This is a genomic window from Alteromonas gracilis (genome assembly GCF_043642145.1).
Taxonomy (GTDB): domain Bacteria; phylum Pseudomonadota; class Gammaproteobacteria; order Enterobacterales; family Alteromonadaceae; genus Alteromonas; species Alteromonas gracilis_B.
In genome coordinates this window covers 56,170-74,912 of the sequence record NZ_JBHZRZ010000006.1, presented here as the reverse complement: position 1 = coordinate 74,912, position 18,743 = coordinate 56,170, and the positions used below count along the sequence as shown (strand labels likewise).

At 44.4% G+C, this 18,743-nt stretch carries 20 protein-coding genes; 17 read left to right on the top strand and 3 right to left on the bottom strand.

The features are described 5' to 3' along the window. The first annotated feature begins 40 nt into the window (after positions 1 to 40). Entirely contained in the window at positions 41 to 685 is a 645-nt protein-coding gene (locus ACHUFN_RS13095) for a tetratricopeptide repeat protein (protein WP_394222850.1), read from the top strand. Between the two features lie 73 nt (positions 686 to 758). Here ACHUFN_RS13095 and ACHUFN_RS13090 read toward each other — a convergent pair whose 3' ends face one another. The 3 genes from ACHUFN_RS13090 to ACHUFN_RS13080 form a co-directional block, all read right to left on the bottom strand. Next, the gene (locus tag ACHUFN_RS13090) at positions 759 to 1,334 is read right to left on the bottom strand and encodes a cytochrome b/b6 domain-containing protein (protein WP_394222849.1); all 576 of its coding nucleotides are present in this window, start codon (positions 1,332 to 1,334) and stop codon (positions 759 to 761) included. 142 nt (positions 1,335 to 1,476) lie between these two features. After that, positions 1,477 to 1,758: a PepSY domain-containing protein gene (locus ACHUFN_RS13085; RefSeq protein WP_394222848.1), complete on the bottom strand. Its 282-nt coding sequence runs from the start codon at positions 1,756 to 1,758 to the stop codon at positions 1,477 to 1,479. 102 nt (positions 1,759 to 1,860) lie between these two features. Continuing rightward, complete coding sequence (locus ACHUFN_RS13080) at positions 1,861 to 3,555, bottom strand: alkaline phosphatase D family protein (protein WP_394222847.1); 1,695 nt, start codon at positions 3,553 to 3,555, stop codon at positions 1,861 to 1,863. Positions 3,556 to 3,861: 306 nt separating this feature from the next. Here ACHUFN_RS13080 and rnr point away from each other — a divergent pair, with 306 nt between their 5' ends. From rnr to secY, 16 genes are all read left to right on the top strand, one after another. Continuing rightward, positions 3,862 to 6,279: a ribonuclease R gene (rnr, locus tag ACHUFN_RS13075; protein WP_394222846.1), complete on the top strand. Its 2,418-nt coding sequence runs from the start codon at positions 3,862 to 3,864 to the stop codon at positions 6,277 to 6,279. Further along, positions 6,280 to 7,020, top strand: coding sequence for a 23S rRNA (guanosine(2251)-2'-O)-methyltransferase RlmB (gene rlmB, locus ACHUFN_RS13070; RefSeq protein WP_394222845.1), 741 nt, complete (start codon positions 6,280 to 6,282; stop codon positions 7,018 to 7,020). Between the two features lie 548 nt (positions 7,021 to 7,568). Further along, positions 7,569 to 9,236 (top strand): S8 family serine peptidase, encoded by a 1,668-nt coding sequence (locus ACHUFN_RS13065; RefSeq protein WP_394222844.1) that lies wholly within the window; start codon positions 7,569 to 7,571, stop codon positions 9,234 to 9,236. Between the two features lie 285 nt (positions 9,237 to 9,521). Continuing rightward, positions 9,522 to 10,916 (top strand): DUF4397 domain-containing protein, encoded by a 1,395-nt coding sequence (locus ACHUFN_RS13060; protein ID WP_394222843.1) that lies wholly within the window; start codon positions 9,522 to 9,524, stop codon positions 10,914 to 10,916. 132 nt (positions 10,917 to 11,048) lie between these two features. Further along, positions 11,049 to 13,157 carry a GAF domain-containing hybrid sensor histidine kinase/response regulator gene (locus tag ACHUFN_RS13055; protein WP_394222842.1) on the top strand — a complete coding sequence of 703 codons (2,109 nt, stop codon included), beginning with the start codon at positions 11,049 to 11,051 and terminating at the stop codon, positions 13,155 to 13,157. Positions 13,158 to 13,378: 221 nt separating this feature from the next. Further along, positions 13,379 to 13,747, top strand: a complete 369-nt coding sequence (gene rplN, locus ACHUFN_RS13050; protein ID WP_012519228.1) for a 50S ribosomal protein L14 — start codon at positions 13,379 to 13,381, stop codon at positions 13,745 to 13,747. Between the two features lie 12 nt (positions 13,748 to 13,759). Continuing rightward, entirely contained in the window at positions 13,760 to 14,074 is a 315-nt protein-coding gene (gene rplX, locus ACHUFN_RS13045) for a 50S ribosomal protein L24 (protein ID WP_012519227.1), read from the top strand. Between the two features lie 17 nt (positions 14,075 to 14,091). Next, entirely contained in the window at positions 14,092 to 14,631 is a 540-nt protein-coding gene (gene rplE / locus ACHUFN_RS13040; RefSeq protein ID WP_014950911.1) for a 50S ribosomal protein L5, read from the top strand. 12 nt (positions 14,632 to 14,643) lie between these two features. Further along, complete coding sequence (gene rpsN, locus ACHUFN_RS13035; protein ID WP_012519225.1) at positions 14,644 to 14,949, top strand: 30S ribosomal protein S14; 306 nt, start codon at positions 14,644 to 14,646, stop codon at positions 14,947 to 14,949. A gap of 13 nt (positions 14,950 to 14,962) precedes the next feature. Continuing rightward, positions 14,963 to 15,355, top strand: coding sequence for a 30S ribosomal protein S8 (gene rpsH / locus ACHUFN_RS13030; protein WP_012519224.1), 393 nt, complete (start codon positions 14,963 to 14,965; stop codon positions 15,353 to 15,355). 13 nt (positions 15,356 to 15,368) lie between these two features. Further along, on the top strand, positions 15,369 to 15,902 hold the full coding sequence (rplF, locus tag ACHUFN_RS13025; protein WP_118491876.1) for a 50S ribosomal protein L6: 534 nt from the start codon (positions 15,369 to 15,371) through the stop codon (positions 15,900 to 15,902). 12 nt (positions 15,903 to 15,914) lie between these two features. Then, positions 15,915 to 16,268 (top strand): 50S ribosomal protein L18, encoded by a 354-nt coding sequence (gene rplR, locus ACHUFN_RS13020; RefSeq protein WP_014950908.1) that lies wholly within the window; start codon positions 15,915 to 15,917, stop codon positions 16,266 to 16,268. 9 nt (positions 16,269 to 16,277) lie between these two features. Then, positions 16,278 to 16,778 carry a 30S ribosomal protein S5 gene (gene rpsE / locus ACHUFN_RS13015; protein WP_012519221.1) on the top strand — a complete coding sequence of 167 codons (501 nt, stop codon included), beginning with the start codon at positions 16,278 to 16,280 and terminating at the stop codon, positions 16,776 to 16,778. A gap of 6 nt (positions 16,779 to 16,784) precedes the next feature. Beyond that, positions 16,785 to 16,964 (top strand): 50S ribosomal protein L30, encoded by a 180-nt coding sequence (gene rpmD / locus ACHUFN_RS13010; RefSeq protein ID WP_014950907.1) that lies wholly within the window; start codon positions 16,785 to 16,787, stop codon positions 16,962 to 16,964. A gap of 3 nt (positions 16,965 to 16,967) precedes the next feature. Then, a complete protein-coding gene (gene rplO / locus ACHUFN_RS13005; protein ID WP_394222840.1) occupies positions 16,968 to 17,402 on the top strand; it encodes a 50S ribosomal protein L15 in 435 nt (144 codons plus the stop codon). Positions 17,403 to 17,407: 5 nt separating this feature from the next. Continuing rightward, positions 17,408 to 18,727 carry a preprotein translocase subunit SecY gene (gene secY / locus ACHUFN_RS13000; protein ID WP_159627411.1) on the top strand — a complete coding sequence of 440 codons (1,320 nt, stop codon included), beginning with the start codon at positions 17,408 to 17,410 and terminating at the stop codon, positions 18,725 to 18,727. Positions 18,728 to 18,743 lie beyond the last annotated feature (16 nt).

Below are 18,743 nucleotides of genomic sequence, written 5' to 3'. Positions count from 1 at the left end.
ACGTAACTAAGACACTGCAATCAACACATACTCTTTTGCTATGAAACGTATTCTTTCGACAGCTATATTTATCTGCGCTTGTGTATCAGGCTTTTCTGTTCACGCTTTTGAGGGCGAAACTATTGAAGAGCTTCGCGCTGTGCAGTTATACAGCCAAGACGATCTAATCGACATGATTAACGCCAATACACATTTAGACAAAGTGGTTGCTGATAGATGTCAGCTGGTTCAAGACATTGAAGCACGCGCAAATGTGCTAAAAGTGCCAGCATACCAATTTTTATGGGGCGATATGTTGGCATGGGGCGTGTGCGTAGACGCCGAACCTGCTCGCGGGATTGGCTATATGGAAGATGCCGCGAATCAAGGTTTGCCCGCTGCACTTGAGCAGCTAGGGCGTTATTACGCAAAAGGCACGTTAGTGCAGCAAGACAAATCTCGCGCGGTGGTATATTTGCGTGAGGCTGCGGCCCTTAAAAACTTGAAAGCGCAAATTCACTTGGTTGAATTATTTCTAGAAGGCTATGGCAGCCCTTACGATTATGAAGATGCGTATCACTGGCTTTATAATTCGGTAACAAATGATAAAGAACAGCATCAACAAATTGCTTCTTATCTTGCACGCTTAGAAGCGTTAATGCATCCAAAAGCCGTGCGAGAAGCGAAGCGCCCACTAGACAGCTAATTACATAGACAGCGTTCTTTCGCTTTTGAGGTCTTTGGTTCTATACACTTCAAGAGTGATGTGGTTTGAGGTGCTATCGCTTGCGCCAACCTGTGAGCATAGGGCGAATCAGCTGAATGTTGCCCACGTATTGAACGAAAAACACAGCGGCGATGTGCAGAAGTACACAAGCATATAAAACGTCTGCCATGATGCTGTGCATCCACTCTAACGTACTGTTTCCAAACAGCGCATCTATCTCTTCCATCAAAAAGCCAGATATTGTTAACCCTAAAAGAAGTGCGATAACGGCGAACACCATCAGCCAGCCAAAAGGGTTGTGTCCGTGATTGGTGGGAAGCTGCTTTTGCTTTAAATGCTTTATGTGTTCAACAAAAGCGTATTTGCTGAGTGAAATGTTGGCAAAACTTGCGTGTAAATCTGTATTGCTGCCGTCACTCATAACTTTTGGACGGCTTATGCCCCAAGCAATGCGTACAGCGATAAACACCATTGCTGCGTAACCTGTGATTTCATGGATAAGACGGCCAGGTTCTGCAATAAAGTAATTGATAGTAAAAGCGGCAACAATACCCCAATGACACACTCTAACCACCCAATCCCAAATATAAATATTATCGTGTGAGTGTGAAGACTGATTGCTATTCATGAAGTGGCATTGTCCAAATTGAAGAAAAGGTTTAAGCAAAAGGATAATTCAAAAAAAACGCTGCAATATATTGCAGCGTTTTTTAACTCAAAGCTATTACAATTAAAGTAAGCATTGCTGTGCTTCTATTGCCGATAAAAGCTTAGTGCATCTCTTTTTTAACAATGCTGCCATCTACTGGACTAAAGTAAATTTCTACTTTGTTCTCATCTTTGTCGAAACCATAGATTTCATAGCAGTTGCCGTCTGTCACTTTAAACTCGTTGATTTTATAACCTTGCGCTAGCAACGTAGCTTGAAATGCGTCTTGATTCTGCCACTCAGATTCAGGCGCCGTAGTGCATTGCGTTGTTCCATGCTCTGCACTGCACGCACTTAATAAAGTTGCAGCGCCTATTGCTGTTAGCATCATTAATTTTTTCATTGCAGTCTCCATATCGCTTTTATTAAACGGTTTTTTTAATATCCTACTCAAAATTAACGCGTTTATCTTCTTAATTCAAAACATTGATATCGTTCAATCGATTTACGCATTCATCACGAAGCTATGAGTATGAGAAACACTTCCAGATTTTGTCAAAATAGCGTCTACAAAATGCCAGGTTGCTTTTGCCTCATCAACACTAATTGATAGTGTCATAAAACCTCGTTGGTGAAGGTTACAATACTGTAAGTCATCAATAAGTAAAGGTAAGTCCTTGGCAAAGGTTTTAGCCGTATCCTCATCCATGCTTAGGTAATGCTCCATACCCGGCGAGGTAACCGCAGGTGTGGCAAGCTCCACGCCCACTTCGCTTCCATCATCTAGCGTGAGTTTATTGTGCCATGCATTGTGCGTATCACCTGCTAAGGCAATCACTGGTTTACCAAGAGTTTCAAGTTGCCTAAGCAACTGCTCACGTTCAACAGGGTAGCCATCCCATGCATCAAGGTTATAGGGCATAACCGTATTAATTAAAGAAAGCTCCTGATCACTTAATTCAGCCCCCTTCATTTGTTTGCGTTTTATATTGGCAAGCTTGTGCGCATGTGAAGGAATGTTTTTTCTTTCTACGCCGTTGAAAATCGACACAGGAAACAACATACGTCCAATCAATAGCTGCTGCCCTAACACTTGCCATTTGGCTTGGCTTTGCTGCATTGCGTTGTGAAGCCAGTTGCGCTGATCTTCGCCTAATAGCCCACGGTTAGGGTTGCTGATATCCTTTGTAAAAGCTTCATTATTAAAGGCATCGGTTTCTGTATCGCGATAATTTGCGTAATCAAGCTGCTTATCACGTGCTAGCACTCTCGTATCAAGCATGTATAAGTCAAGAAGGCTGCCAAAGGTAAATTGGCGATATATTTCCAAGCGCTCTGTTCCGAATGGCGGGCGAATAGGCAACCATTCATAGTAGGCTTGCACTGCGGCGGCGCGACGTTCATAAAAATCGCCTTCATCTTCTTGGTGGTTTTCAGCGCCATCTATATAGGTATCGTTAGTGATTTCGTGATCATCCCACACTACGATAAAGGGCTTGTTTTGATGCAGTGCCAGTAAGCCTTCATCAGTTCTGTACAATGCGTAGCGCTTACGGTAGTCGGTTAAGGTGTATAGCTCGGTGTCATTATCAGGTGCGTACGTTCTGCCAATTTCTTTGGCGTGTTCAGTGGCATATCCGTTGCCGTCGTACTCGTATATGTAGTCGCCCAAATGCAATACATAATCTATATGGTCGTTTTTGGCTGCTTCCATATAAGGGGTGAAGAAGCCTGCGGGATAGTTAGAGCAGGAAAAAACACCAAATGTCACGTTAGTGACATCTGTATTAGGTAGCGTGCGAGTTTCACCAACTGGACTTACGTTATTGGCACTTTTAAAACGATAAAAGTATCGACGTGCAGGGGTAAGACCTGACACGTCAACTTTAACGGTGAAGTCGTGACTGGCTTTAGCTTCAACAAAGCCACTGCTTATTACATCGCTAAACGCTGAGTCATTAGCCATTTCCCAAAAGATATTGGCCTTAACCAAGCCTGATCCTGACACGGGAGCTGCCCGAGTCCAAATAATGACGGCATCTTTTAAAGGGTCGCCACTTGCTACCCCATGGGTAAATGTGGCGTTGGTTTGTGCTTGGTTATCTGCTGAAGGACTTATGGTGCAGCCAGCCAGCCCTGAGGATACTGCTATTGTAGCGCCTGTGAATGACGATAGCTTGATAAACGATCTTCTATCCATTTGCCTGCTCTTTATAGGGTGTAGTTAAATTGATGTTGAGCACTTTATTAATTGAACGCTCAAGCAATAAAGCGTAGTCGTATTTTTATACGGCCCGTTTGTGACACAGAGATGTCAGGCTGAGAATTGGCAATAACAGTCCATGTTTTAAGGCAAATACTGTTATACTGTGCATCAAATAACCACATGAACCAAATTAGGTGAGTGTGTCTACTAAACACTATTCAATATTTTCTGCAGCGCGTGTTAATGCGCGCAACCATAGAAAATGGTTAAAAAAATACATAAAAGGTAATTTAAAAATACATGAGTGATGATCCGCATTATCAGCGCGAGAAAGAGAAGTACGAAAACCCGGTAGCAAGCCGTGAATATTTGATGAGCGTATTAAAAGAGCACGATACGCCGTTATCGTTTCTTGATATATGTAACTTAGTGAACGCGTTCGACGAAGAAGCGCGAATTGGTATTCAGCGCCGTTTACGCGCTATGGAGCGTGAAGGGCAAGTACAATTCACTAAACAGAAAAAGTACATACTTCAAAACCGTGACGAGCTCGTAAAAGGCCGCATTATTGGTCATAGAGATGGTTACGGCTTTCTACGTCCTGAAGATAGAAGCGGTGATTTGTTTATAAGTGCTGGGCAAATGAACTTGTTCCTTCACGATGACGTGGTGGAAGCGCGTATTAGTGGCACAGACCGCCGCGGTAGAAAAGAAGCTTTTGTTACCCAAGTTATCGAGCCTCGTAGCGAGCCTATTGTCGGTCGCTATTTTGTAGAACAGGGGTTTGGCATGGTGGTGCCAGATGACAGTCGCTTGCAGCACGAAATTGTGATTCCACCAGAAAGCACACACGGTGCACGAATGGGTCAGGTTGTAGTGGTAGAGCTTACCCAGCGCCCGCGCCGAAAAATGAGCCCAGTGGGTAAAGTTGTTGAAGTACTTGGTGAGCATATGGCGCCGGGTATGGAAATTGAAATGGCCCTTCGCACGTTTGATATTCCTCATCAGTGGCCTAACGGTGTAACTAAGCAAGTTGAAAAGCTTACCGACCAAGTGCCCGACGAGGCAAAAGAGGGGCGCATTGATTTACGTCAGCTTCCGCTGGTTACTATTGACGGAGAAGACGCCAGAGATTTCGATGACGCGGTATATTGTGAACCGCTTGACGACGGCGGCTGGCAGCTGTGGGTAGCCATTGCTGATGTAAGCCATTACGTAAGAACAGGCTCTGCCCTAGACGATGAAGCGCAGCAGCGCGGTAACTCGGTATATTTCCCCGACCAGGTAATTCCAATGTTACCGGAAGTACTGTCTAACGGGTTGTGTTCACTTAACCCTGAGGTTGACCGTCTTTGTATGGTGTGTGAAATGACCATTAGCGCACAAGGAAAACTGGAAGAATTCCAGTTTTACGAGGCGGTAATGAACTCTCATGCTCGTTTGACCTACACCAAAGTGTGGAACATTTTGCAGGGTGACAAAGAGCTTCATCAACGTTACGAACCTCACGTACCGCACCTTCGCAATTTACACGATTTGTACCGTGCCCTTAAAAAGGCGCGCTCAAAACGTGGTGCGATAGAGTTTGAAACGCAAGAAGTAAAATTTGTTTTCAATGCACAGCGTAAAATTGAGAACATTGTACCGCTGGTTCGAAACGACGCGCACAAACTCATTGAAGAGTGCATGATTATGGCGAACGTAAGCGCAGCGTTAATGTTAGAAAAGCACGAAGCGCCAGCGTTGTACCGTGTGCACGACAAGCCAGATGCAGACAGACTTACCGCGTTTACCAGTTATTTAAGCGAAATTGGCATTCCCCATCGTATTGTTGAAGATGCCGAGCCTGCCGCATTTACCGATGTTGTGCTTAAAACTCGCGGTCGAGTAGACGAAGAACTTATTCAAACCATGTTGCTTCGTTCAATGAAACAAGCCGTGTATGACGGCGAAAACGTAGGTCACTTCGGTTTGGCCTTAGAAGCTTACGCGCACTTTACTTCACCCATTCGCCGTTACCCTGACTTAGTGGTGCATCGTGCGCTGAAAGGCATTATTGCAAAGCAGCAGGGCAAAAAGGCAGTAAGTGGTGCGAAAAACTATACGGTTGAAGAAATTGAGCAGCTTGGTGAGCAGTGTTCAATGACAGAACGCCGTGCTGATGATGCAACCCGCGATGTTTCAGACTGGCTTAAGTGCGAGTTCATGCTCGATCACGTAGGCGACACCTTTGAAGGTGTAGTGAGCTCGGTGACTAACTTCGGTTTATTTATACGTCTTACTGAATACCACATTGACGGCTTAGTGCACATCACGTCTTTAGATGACGACTACTACCACTACGACGAAGTAAAACAGGCATTGGTAGGTGAGTCGGGTCATCGCCAGTTTAGATTAGGCGATACTGTTGAAGTTAAAGTAGCTGCAGTAAACCTTGATGAAAGAAAGATTGATTTATTACTTGATCAGTCTATGCTGCGCGGAACTAAGGGCAAGAAGGTAAAAGTGAAGTCGGCGAAAAAGTCGAAAGACAAAACTTCACGCTTCGACAACAAGCCACGCGCTGACAAAGGCTCGCGTTCCGATAAGAAAGGCAGCAAAGGTAAAGGCGGTTCAAGTTCGTCTAACCGTAGCGGTGGTAAATCGTCAGGTCGCAGCAGCGCAAAAGGCAGTAGCAGCGGCAAAACATTGACATTGAACAAAAGAGGTAAGCGTTAAATGGCGCAGCAAGAATGGTTATACGGTTTACATGCCATGCAGTCGGTACTTGAAAAAGAGCCAGAGCGTGTAATGGAAGTGCTGGTACTGAAAGGTCGTAACGATGAGCGCTTAACCACAATTGTTAATCAGGCGCGTCGTTTTGGTATTTCAGTACAGTTCTGCCAGCGCAAAGCACTTGATGACAAAGCTAACGGCGAGCAACACCAAGGTGTTGTGGCCAGAGCAAAACCTGCTCGGGTGCTAGATGAAGCTGACCTTGATAAAATACTAGAGAGTCAGGCACAACCGCTGATCTTGGTGTTAGATGGGGTAACCGATCCGCATAATCTAGGTGCGTGTTTACGTACTGCCGATGGTGCAGGTGTGCACGCTGTTGTTGTACCAAAAGACAAATCAGCAAGCCTAAACGGTACGGTAAGAAAAGTGGCGTGCGGTGCAGCTGAAGTCATTCCACTTATTCAAATTACTAACCTGGCCCGAACGTTGAAGCACCTTCAAGATAAGGGTTTATGGATTGTTGGTACAGCCGGCGAAACCGAAAAAACACTCTATGATGTTGATTTGAAGGGGCCAACAGCGTTAGTTATGGGCGCTGAAGGCAAGGGGATGCGCCGATTGACCAAGGAAACCTGTGATGAACTCGTGAAATTACCTATGGCAGGTAGCGTGACGAGTTTGAACGTGTCTGTGGCAACAGGCGTTTGCTTGTACGAGATTGTTAGACAGCGCGGTTTGTAGTTCAGCGAGTAACATGTAAATGTGTACTTAAATGTTAAGCAAGCAGCGGCTTAGCCTTATTGCTTGTCATTTTTCAAAAGGGCGTGTGATTATTTTTATCACACGCCCTTTTTTTTGTTTTTTAAGCAAAGCTTATGAAGCTTTAAATATTTTGTTACATTTCAATTTGTTAAATTAGTGTTAATTATAGATTTGTATTCCTACCATGAATTTGCTTGTAGTACATATTTTGTGCGGCTTTCATGCGTTCAGTCGTTTTTTATATTTTTAGTAAAGGTATAAAAAACGCTCACTAGGGTTAAGGCAGCATACTCAACGTGATGATTCGCCGCCTACTATGAGCTGTGTAGACAAACTGACCATGTCATTTTTTCTACAAATCTGACAAACGGGTAGGTCATTGCAACGCAGTTGCGTTGGTTGTCAAGGAAGGGCTTTTCGTATGAGGCGATGGTTATATCTGTATGTCAATTAATAACAAACAACTTCAAAAGCACGGACAAAAACAGTGTTGAAGTTAAAAAGACAGATAAAACAGGAAATAGATTTTGAACTCAAAAATAAATATGAAACACACATGTTTAACAGCAGCGGCATTAGCCGTATCACTTGGCTTAATGGGTAATTCTGCAATGGCAGCAGGCGAAGGTCTGGTAAAGGTTAAAGAAAAGCCTCAAACATTAAAGCAAGCGTTAGGTAATCGCCTTACTATTGACAGACTGGTCGTGACGGAACCAGAACGCTATATCATCAAATTTAAAGATGAGATGATTAGCGAAGAGATTGAAGTTAGTTCGGCAAAAGGCGAAGTAAAAAGCGCAAAAGCAAAATCGAGAATCAAAAAGCCCTTTAACATCGTTTCTGCAAAGTCTGATGTCACAAAGGTAGGCGGTTCGATTAAAAAAGAACTTAAAAAGCATAAAATGGTTGCCGCTACGTTGAGTAAATCGGCGCTAAATAAGCTTCGCAAAAACCCTAATGTTGAAAGTATTGAGGTAGATGTACGTCGTATGCCAATGGCGCAGACAACTCCATATGGTTACACCATGGTGCAAGCAAATCAGTTTGCTCAGTCAGACACGACAGCGCGCAAAGTGTGTGTTATCGATACGGGTTACAACTTAGGCCACCCTGATTTACCTGGCACAAATGACGGTGTTACAGGTCAAGCAAATAATAGTGCTGTGGGTAATTGGTATAATGATGGCAATGGCCACGGTACTCACGTAGCAGGCACCATCGCGGCATACGACAATAACGAAGGTGTTATCGGCGTATATCCAGGTGTCGATATGCACATTGTTAAAATCTTTAACGATAGCGGACAGTGGACCTTTGCATCCGATCTTATCGATGCGATTACTCAGTGTCAGGACGCAGGCTCAAACGTGGTTAACATGAGCTTGGGTGGCGGTAGCTCGTCTACAACTGAGCGTAATGCAATGCAAAGCTTTACCGACGCTGGTATGCTGTTAGTGGCAGCTGCAGGGAATGACGGTAACAGCGCTAAGTCTTATCCTGCATCATATGATGCGGTAATGTCTGTCGCTGCGGTAGACTCCAACGAAAATCGTGCAAGTTACAGCCAGTATAACAACCAAGTTGAAATTGCGGCGCCAGGCAGTGCGGTTCAGTCTACGTACCCTACAAACACTTACGCGTCTCTAAGCGGCACATCAATGGCAACACCACATGTTGCTGGTGGTGCGGCGCTGGTGTGGAGTTACTTCCCTCAGTGTTCAAACAACCAAATTCGTAATGCGCTTAACGCAACAGCAAAAGATAAAGGCAGTGCAGGTCGAGATAACTTCTATGGTTACGGCTTAATGCAGTTAGCTGATGCATACAATTACCTCAATACCAACGGCTGTGCGGGCGGTGGTACTGGTGGCGGTGGCTCAGAGCCGGGTGTCGAACCAGTGTCTGGGCAGCTCACAGATTTATCTGGAACTCGCACGAATTGGGACCGTTATACGTGGACTATTCCTGAAGGTGTAACGCAAATGACCATCAGAACATCAGGTGGTACGGGCGATGCTGATCTTTATGTTAAGTTTGGTTCTCAACCAGAAACAAACAGCTACGATTGTCGCCCTTATCAAAATGGTAATGACGAAATTTGTACATTCGACGCGCCCGCATCAGGCACGTGGCATATTGGAATTCGTGCTTACTCAAGCTACAGCGGTGTAACACTGTCATACTCTTATGAGTAATTAGTCTCATCTCCCTGAAACTAAGTTAAAGCCTGCTTATGCAGGCTTTTTTTTGTTGTTCACACCGTTCTGGTGATTTTAATCCCACCTCTGCTTTGGCTGGCCATCATTCATCATCATTTCCACCCAAGCGTAAATCTAATTTCAATAAAGAAAAGTCAGCTTTGCAAAGATAGTGTAAAGCGATGAACTAAGCGCCTTTGATTCAGCCATATCGCCGTACTGTGCGTGCAACGAAAAGCTCGCTATATCCAACAAATAACAACGTCAAAGGACATGTGCTCTATGCAATCAACTTTCCAATTTTTGCTTGGCAAAATGAAAATACATCTAGCGCTACTCATGCTACTAGTATTGAGTGGTCTTACCGGATGTGGAGGCTCAGACAGCACCGAGTCAGATTATTCTTATGCTTATTTACAGTTTTACAATGCCTCGCCTAACGGCGCCAATGTCGAAGTACGTGAAGTTGATGGTGACAGTTTCGGTTTGGCTCAATTTGGTGATGCAACCTCAATGTTCTCGTTAGATGACGGAGAGTTGGTGCTTGAATTCATTCGAACAGATGCAGACGATCAGGAAGTCTTTATAGATGAACTTACAGTAAACCTTAAATCGGGCTATAAAACGGTAGTGATCATGAGTGGTGACTTTAGTGCACCAGTTTTCACTGCCTATTCATATGAACGTGAAACGCTGGAAAACCATTTTCGCCTATTCGCATTGTCTGTCGTGGCAAATAACGCTTCGTACGATTTGTACATGAGCGAATCGGGCGACCCGTTTGAAGCCGCTAACTTCCTTGGAGCCGTCACAACCAGCGACATGCTAGAGTTAACGTTTTGGGATAGTGACGAAGACAGCGACGACTTTGATGAAGGCGAATACACCATTTACCTTACTGAACCAGGTAGCGATGAAGTGGTTTTTGAGTCTCAAACCTTAGACTTTATTTATAGCACTGAATATTTAATTACCCTTCGCGATGTGAGTGGCGCTATTCAAGAAGGGCTTGTTGTAGACACCATTTTAAACTCTTCAACGGTGTCTTCACTAACAGATGTAGAGGCCGATTCTCAATATCGCATCTATAACTCGACGAATCTTGAAGCAGAATTAAACGTGACGTTCGGTGGCAACACGAACGAAGAGGATGTGAGTTTTACGCTTGCAGCCGGTGAGTTGTCTGAGTTTAGCGCAATTCGCTACGGCGATTATCGCGTAAGCGTAACTGACTCATCAGGAGCTATAGCGCCACTTAACAATAAACTTATCACGCTTAACCAAGGCGAAAGTAAAGCTGTCCTCATCTATAACGCCGACGACAAGCTAGGAGCCGCGACATTTGTAGAAAGTGGTTTACCTCAAGCTTACGATAAAACCGTAAACTTTATTAATTTGGCCAGCGATGTTGACGATGTGGACTTCTATCTAGTTAGGCATGATGAAACCATAGATACTGCAGAATACAATGTGCAAAACCTAGAATTTGCAGAAAGCGCCAGTGAAGTGTTGCCTTCGGATTACTATGAAGTAATTGCAGTTTATGAAGACGATAACGACGAACAAGTTCTGTTAGATAGAACCGCACTGTTCGGTTTTAACGAAGAAAAAAACTACATAGTCACAGTTGAACCTGCTGACACACCGACTGGCTATGAAATTAACGTGCTTTATTAATTAGTTAGCTTGCTTATTAGACTAATTGATAAAGGTGAAAACTTTCATCTGCGTATATTTCACGTAAGTTTAAAAGGTTAACGCAACGAGCGTTGGCCTTTTCACTTGCTGTCCGGGGGCATGAAAATCCTCATGAGTATTATTAAAGCTTTACAGACCATATCAAATGATAAAGCACTATCATTTGAGAAAAAACTTGAGAGTTTACTAAGCATAGGTACAAAAACACTTGGGTTGGAAACAGGGATTGTAAGTTGCATTAAAGGTGACAATTATCGCGTACTTAGTGTAGTTACACCCGACAATGATATACCGTTAAACACCGTTTTCGCGTTACCAGAAACCTACTGTGCTGATGTAGTAAACAGCAATGCGGTTGTTGCTTATCACAATATCGAAGTCTCACCAGGCGCGTCGCATCCGTGTTTCGAAAAATACACACTTAAAAGCTACCTAGCATCGCCAGTGCAGGTGCACGGTGAGTTTTTCGGCACAGTAAACTTTTCATCTCTTGTACCACGAGAAGTCCCTTTTTCATCTCTGGAAATGGACTACTTACTCTTGCTTGCATCATGGATTGGAAATGAGTTAGAGCGCCAGCAAGCCATGAACAATTTGAATGCACAAAAAGCGGTGTTAGAAGAAAGAAATTCGCTGCTTCATCAAGTTACAAACCTAGCTGGTGTGGGCACATGGGAGCTAAATCTCGATACGGGAGCATTGATTTGGTGCAGTGCGTTAAAGCGAATGCTGCATGTTCATACAGAGAAAGTGCTCAAACCCGAAGACGTAATAAAATTTGTTGTAAACGACAGACAACGTTCTGATTACATCGAAAGCTTTAAAAAAATGCTTAAAAGTGGCGAAGGTTTTACCTACGAGTTAGAGGTTCGTACTGATGCAGGAGAGACACGCTGGCTTGAAAGTAGAGCGCACCCCGTCATGGAAAATGGACGATGTATAAAGGTGATCGGTGCCACATTAGATATTACTCAGTTATACCTAGATAAAGCAATGCTGCAACAAAAAACGCACATTGCAGAAAGCGCCCTTAAAGCCAGAAGTGAGTTTCTAGCTAACATGAGCCACGAAATTCGAACGCCAATTCACGGTGTGCAGGGTATGCTTGAGGCACTTTTGAATTCGCCGTTAAATTCAATACAGCTTAAACATGCGACTATCGCGATGAAAAGTGCCGACTCATTACTCAGTATCGTTAATGATATCTTGGATTTTTCAAAAATTGATTCTGGCAGCATGACGTTTGAGCGGTCGCCAACTAGCCTTGTAGAGACTATTGAAGAGCAAGTGCCAATGTTCAATAGCCTGGCGCGCGAAAAGGGAATCAAGCTTGAGGTAAATACGAAGGGCGTTGATGGTAAAACATTTATGGCCGATAAACTTCGATTAGGGCAAGTGTTAATCAACCTGCTTAACAATGCAGTGAAGTTCACAAAAGAGGGCAAGGTCACCGTTGAGGCAAAATGCACTCGTTATGGCGCCGGACGTTTTCTGGTTAAATTAATTATCACTGACTCGGGAATAGGCATAAGCAAACAGCAGCAAAAGCTTATTTTCTCTCCTTTTATCCAAGCTGAAAGTTCAACGCAACGTAGGTATGGCGGGACGGGCTTAGGTTTATCTATAGTCAGCCAAATTGTTAAGCATTATGATGGAAAAATTGAAGTTAGCAGCGACCTTGGTGTAGGCGCACGTTTTACAGTGACCCTTATGTTAGACGATGCAAACGACGAGGCCGCAGATGAAAAAGCCAGCGATAAGGCGCCCACCTACATACCGACACGCGAAGAGCTTAGCGCCATGAAAGCGCTTATCGTTGAAGACAACGAAATCAATCAGCTTGTTATAAAGGAACAGTTAAAAGAAGTGGGGATAACTTCAGAATTAGCTGAAAACGGCAAGGAAGCGTTAGATAGCGTAAAGCGAGCATTAGCTTCAAAGACCCCTTACGCCATTATTCTAATGGATTGTCACATGCCCGTGATGGATGGATTAGAGGCAACAAGACAAATTAGGGCGCTAGGCGACGCGGCGTGCACAATACCTATTGTGGCTTTAACGGCTAATGCATTAATAGGGGATAAAGAAAAATGCTTGAAATCTGGCATGGATGACTTCATATCAAAACCTGTTGGTGTTAGTCGATTGAAAGAATGCGTATACAGGCATTTGAGTAAACAGCTTGTAAGTAATGAAAGTCATCTAAAAGATTTTGCTTAATAGCCTATGACGTGGTTATTGGCCCTGACTTTTAGTTAGGGCTTTTTTATTGCTCACATAGTTTAAAAATAATTCAATTTACCGCTATCACTTCCAAAAGTTTTCTGTTATTATTTCGCGCCCTTTTTATGGGGGTATGTACATAAAAGCAACGATATCCAGTTGTTTTTAGCAGCACTAACGACTCGGGAGAGTCTTAATTTTAAGAGCGGAGCACTAACATGATCCAAATGCAAACTAACCTGGACGTTGCAGACAACAGCGGCGCTCGCAGGGTTCAGTGTATTAAGGTTCTTGGTGGCTCGCATCGCCGTTATGCAGGTATCGGTGACATCATCAAAGTTACTGTTAAGGAAGCAATTCCTCGCGGTAAAGTTAAAAAAGGTGACGTACTGAACGCAGTGGTGGTGCGTACTAGAAAAGGCGTTCGTCGTGCAGATGGTTCTACCATCCGTTTTGACGGTAACGCGGCTGTTATGCTTAATGCAAACAAGCAACCAATTGGTACGCGTATCTTTGGCCCGGTTACCCGTGAGTTGAGAAGTGAAAACTTCATGAAAATCATCTCATTGGCCCCAGAGGTACTATAAGGAGTCACGATAATGGCTAATAAAATTCGTCGTGATGATGAAGTAGTCGTATTAGCGGGTAAAGACAAAGGCAAGCAAGGCAAAGTTCTTCGCGTGCTTATTGCTGATAACCGTGTAATTGTAGAAGGCGTTAATCTTGTCAAGAAGCACACTAAGCCAAACCCACAATTGGGCGTAGCTGGTGGCATCGTTGAGAAAGAAGCTTCTATTCACGTTTCTAATGTTGCGATTGTTAACCCGGCAACGGGCAAAGCAGATCGCGTTGGTTTCCGTTTCGAAGATGAGAAGAAAGTACGTTTCTTCAAGTCTAACGGCGAACTTGTTTAATTATATTGGAGAGTACGATGGCGAAACTGCATGATTTCTATAAAGAAACAGTAGTAGCTGAACTTGCTAAGCAGTTCGGATACAAAAGCGTCATGCAAGTCCCTCGGATTGAAAAAATCACTCTAAACATGGGTTTAGGTGAAGCAGTTGCTGACAAAAAGGTACTTGAGAATGCTCAAGCTGACATGACGGCTATCGCCGGTCAGAAGCCTGTAGTCACAGTTGCAAGAAAATCAGTAGCGGGTTTCAAAATCCGTGAAGGTTATCCGATTGGCTGTAAAGTAACCCTACGCGGCGAGCGTATGTGGGAATTCCTAGAGCGTTTGATTTCAATCGCTATTCCACGTGTTCGCGACTTCCGTGGTTTGAATCCTAAATCATTCGACGGACGTGGTAACTACAGCATGGGCGTGCGTGAGCAAATCATTTTCCCTGAAATCGATTTCGATAAAGTGGATAAGGTTCGCGGTATGGATATCACTATCACTACCAGTGCGAATACAAATGAAGAAGCACGTGCTCTGCTGGACGCGTTTAACTTCCCATTCAAAAAGTAGGGGTGTAGGGTTATGGCAAAAGAATCAATGAAGGCACGCGAAGCTAAGCGTACTAAGCTAGTAGCTAAGTATGCTGAGAAGCGCGCCGCACTTAAAGCGATTATCAGCGATGTTAACGTTTCTGAAGAAGAGCGTTGGGACGCTGTTCTGAAGCTACAACAACTGCCACGTGACTCAAGTTCTTCACGTCAACGTAACCGTTGTCGTGTAACTGGTCGTCCACATGGTTACCTACGCAAATTCGGTCTTAGCCGTATCAAGCTTCGCGAAGCAGCGATGCGCGGTGAAGTCCCTGGCCTTAAGAAAGCCAGCTGGTAAGGAGTAGCTGATAATGAGCATGCAAGATCCTATCGCGGATATGTTTACCCGCATCCGTAACGGCCAGATGGCACAGAAAGTTTCTGTAACTATGCCTTCTTCAAAACTTCGCGTTGCAATCTGTGAAGTATTGAAAGCTGAAGGTTATATTACTGACTTCGCTGCTTCTGGTGACGTTAAGCCTGTTTTAGAAGTTACACTTAAGTACTTCGAAGGCAAGCAAGTAATTGACACTATCGAACGTGTAAGCCGTCCTGGTCTGCGCATCTATAAGAAAAAAGATGAGCTTCCAAAGGTTATGGGTGGTTTAGGCGTAGCTATCGTGTCGACTTCTAAAGGTGTGATGACTGACCGTGCAGCGCGTAACGCTGGCATGGGCGGTGAGATCATCGGTTATGTAGCATAACGGAGGAGTTGAAATGTCACGTATAGCAAAAGCCCCAGTAGACGTTGTATCAGGTGTAGAAGTTTCTATCTCTGGTCAAGAAGTTACTGTTAAAGGTAGTAAAGGCACTTTGACCCGCGTTTTCAACGACGCTGTAGAAGTTGCACAGGAAGAGAACCAACTTAAAGCACTTCCACGTGAAGGTTTTGCTGATAGCTGGGCACAAGCAGGTACTGCTCGCTCTATCCTGAACGCAATGGTTCAAGGTGTTTCACAAGGTTTCGAGAAAAAACTTACATTGTTAGGTGTTGGTTACCGTGCACAAGCACAAGGTGCCAAGCTAAACCTTACACTAGGTTTCTCTCACCCTGTAGTATACGAAATGCCTGAAGGCATTACGGTTGAAACTCCTAGCCAAACTGAAATCGTCGTTAAAGGCGCCGATAAGCAGGTGGTTGGTCAGGTTGCGGCGAACATTCGTGGTTACCGTCCACCAGAGCCTTATAAAGGCAAAGGTGTACGTTACGCTGACGAACACGTACGTCGTAAAGAAGCTAAGAAAAAGTAGGTGGGTGATACGATGGATAAGAAAACAGCTCGCATTCGTCGCGCAACTCGCGCACGAGCAAAAATTCGTGAACTGGCCGCGCATCGCTTGGTAGTAAACCGTACACCTCGCCACATCTACGCTCAGCTAATCGCTCCATGCGGTTCTGAAGTGTTGGCAGCGGCTTCAACTGTTGAGAAAGATCTTGCAAAAGATCTTAAGTCTACAGGTAACGCTGAAGCAGCGACGGTAGTCGGTAAAGCAATCGCAGAGCGCGCGCTTGAGAAAGGCATTAAAACAGTGGCTTTCGATCGTAGTGGTTTCCAATACCACGGTCGCGTTAAAGCATTAGCTGATGCAGCTCGCGAAGCTGGTCTTCAGTTCTAGGAGTTTATAATGGCTAAACAAGACGTTCAAAATGGTGAATTTCTAGAGAAATTGATCGCTGTAAACCGCGTATCTAAAGTGGTTAAAGGTGGTCGAATCTTTAGTTTCACTGCATTGACAGTAGTGGGTGACGGTAACGGTCGCGTTGGTTTTGGTTACGGTAAGGCACGTGAAGTACCTGCTGCAATCCAAAAAGCAATGGAAAAGGCACGTCGCAACATGGTTGACGTAGACCTTAACGGTCACACGTTACAGCACCCAATCAAAGGTCGTCACTCTGGCTCTAAAGTTTACATGCAGCCAGCATCAGAAGGTACCGGTATTATTGCTGGTGGTGCGATGCGTGCAGTACTTGAAGTAGCTGGTGTACAAAACGTACTTTCAAAATGTTACGGCTCTACAAACCCAATCAACGTTGTACGTGCAACAATCAACGCGCTGACAGAAATGAACAGCCCGGCGAAAGTTGCTGCGAAGCGTGGATTGTCTGTAGAAGAAATTTTGGGGTAATCAGACATGGCAACGATTAAAGTAAAGCAAACTAAAAGTGCAATTGGCCGTCTGCCAAAGCACAAAGCTACGCTTAAAGGTTTAGGCCTTCGTAAAATCAACCATGTTCGTGAACTGGAAGATACCCCAGCCGTACGTGGCATGATCAACCGTGTATATTACATGGTTGAGATCGTGGAGGAGTAAGACATGCGTTTAAATACAATTTCTCCAGCCGAAGGTTCAAAGCCTACTGGTAAGCGTTCTGGTCGTGGTATCGGCTCAGGTCTTGGTAAAACAGGTGGCGTAGGTCACAAAGGTCAAAAAAGCCGTTCAGGTGGCCGTGTTAAGCCAGGATTTGAAGGTGGTCAGATGCCATTACAGCGTCGACTTCCTAAGTTCGGTTTCACTTCACGCAAGAGCTTTGTTACTGATCAAGTAACTCTTGCTGAAATCGCGAAGGTTGATGGTGATACTGCGTCTCTTGAGACTTTAAAAGCAGCTGGTATCGTTAAGAAAGAAATCCAGTTCGTTAAAGTTGTTAAGAGCGGTGAAGTTTCACGCGCTGTTACAGTAAGCGGGTTAAAGGTTACTAAAGGCGCTAAAGAAGCGATTGAAGCTGCTGGCGGTAAAGTAGAGGAATAAGCTAGATGGCTAAACCAGGATTGGATTCAGGCGCGAAAAGCGGCTTGAGTGAGCTTAAGGCAAGATTGTTGTTCGTACTAGGTGCGATTGTTGTATTCAGACTAGGTTCTTATGTTCCTATCCCTGGCATCGATCCAGCTGTACTTGCTGACTTGTTCGAGCAACAAAAAGGCACCATTGTAGAAATGTTTAACATGTTCTCTGGTGGTGCGCTTGAGCGTGCATCCGTTCTGGCTTTGGGCATTATGCCATACATTACTGCATCCATTATCATGCAGTTGCTCTCGGTGGTTCATCCACCGATGGTGGAGCTTAAAAAAGAAGGCGAAGCAGGCCGTCGTAAAATTAGTCAGTACACGCGTTACTTAACGCTTGTATTGGCTATCTTCCAATCTATTGGTATTTCGACTGGTTTGCCTAACCTGATTAATGGATTGGTGATAAACCCTGGCTTCGGATTCTACTTTACGGCAGTAGTGAGTCTAGTCACAGGAACTATGTTCCTAATGTGGTTAGGCGAGCAAATTACCGAACGAGGTATTGGTAACGGTATCTCTATATTGATTTTTGCTGGTATTGTTGCCGGTCTGCCAACAGCGATAGGTCAGACTGCGGAACAAGCAAGGCAGGGCGACATTAATATGTTGTTCCTACTGTTGATTGGCGTGATTGTTATTGCTCTTACTTACTTAGTTGTATTTGTAGAGCGCGGACAGCGCAGAATTGTGGTAAACTATGCAAAACGTCAGCAGGGCCGTCAGGTTTTTGCTGCACAAAGCACCCATTTACCGCTTAAAGTCAACATTGCTGGTGTAATTCCACCAATCTTTGCTTCTAGCATTATTCTGTTCCCGGGTACCATCGCAGGATGGTTTGGACAGAATGAATCAACAGCGTGGTTGCAAGATGTAGCGCTTATGCTATCTCCTGGTCAACCGCTGTACGTGATGTTATACGCGGCAGCGATTATCTTCTTCTGCTTCTTCTACACGGCGTTGGTATTCAACCCGCGTGATACGGCAGATAACTTGAAGAAATCTGGTGCGTTCATCCCAGGCATCCGCCCGGGTGAGCAAACGTCACGATACATTGACAAGGTAATGACTCGCCTTACACTGGCTGGCGCACTGTACATAACCTTTATTTGTTTAGTGCCTGAATTCATGCTAATTGCCTGGAATGTGCCGTTCTACTTCGGTGGTACGTCGCTTCTAATTATCGTGGTAGTTATCATGGACTTTATGGCACAAGTACAGACACATTTGATGTCTAGTCAATATGAGTCTGTGCTGAAGAAAGCTAACCTTAAAGGCTACGGCCGATAAGTTAGCCCCTTAATAT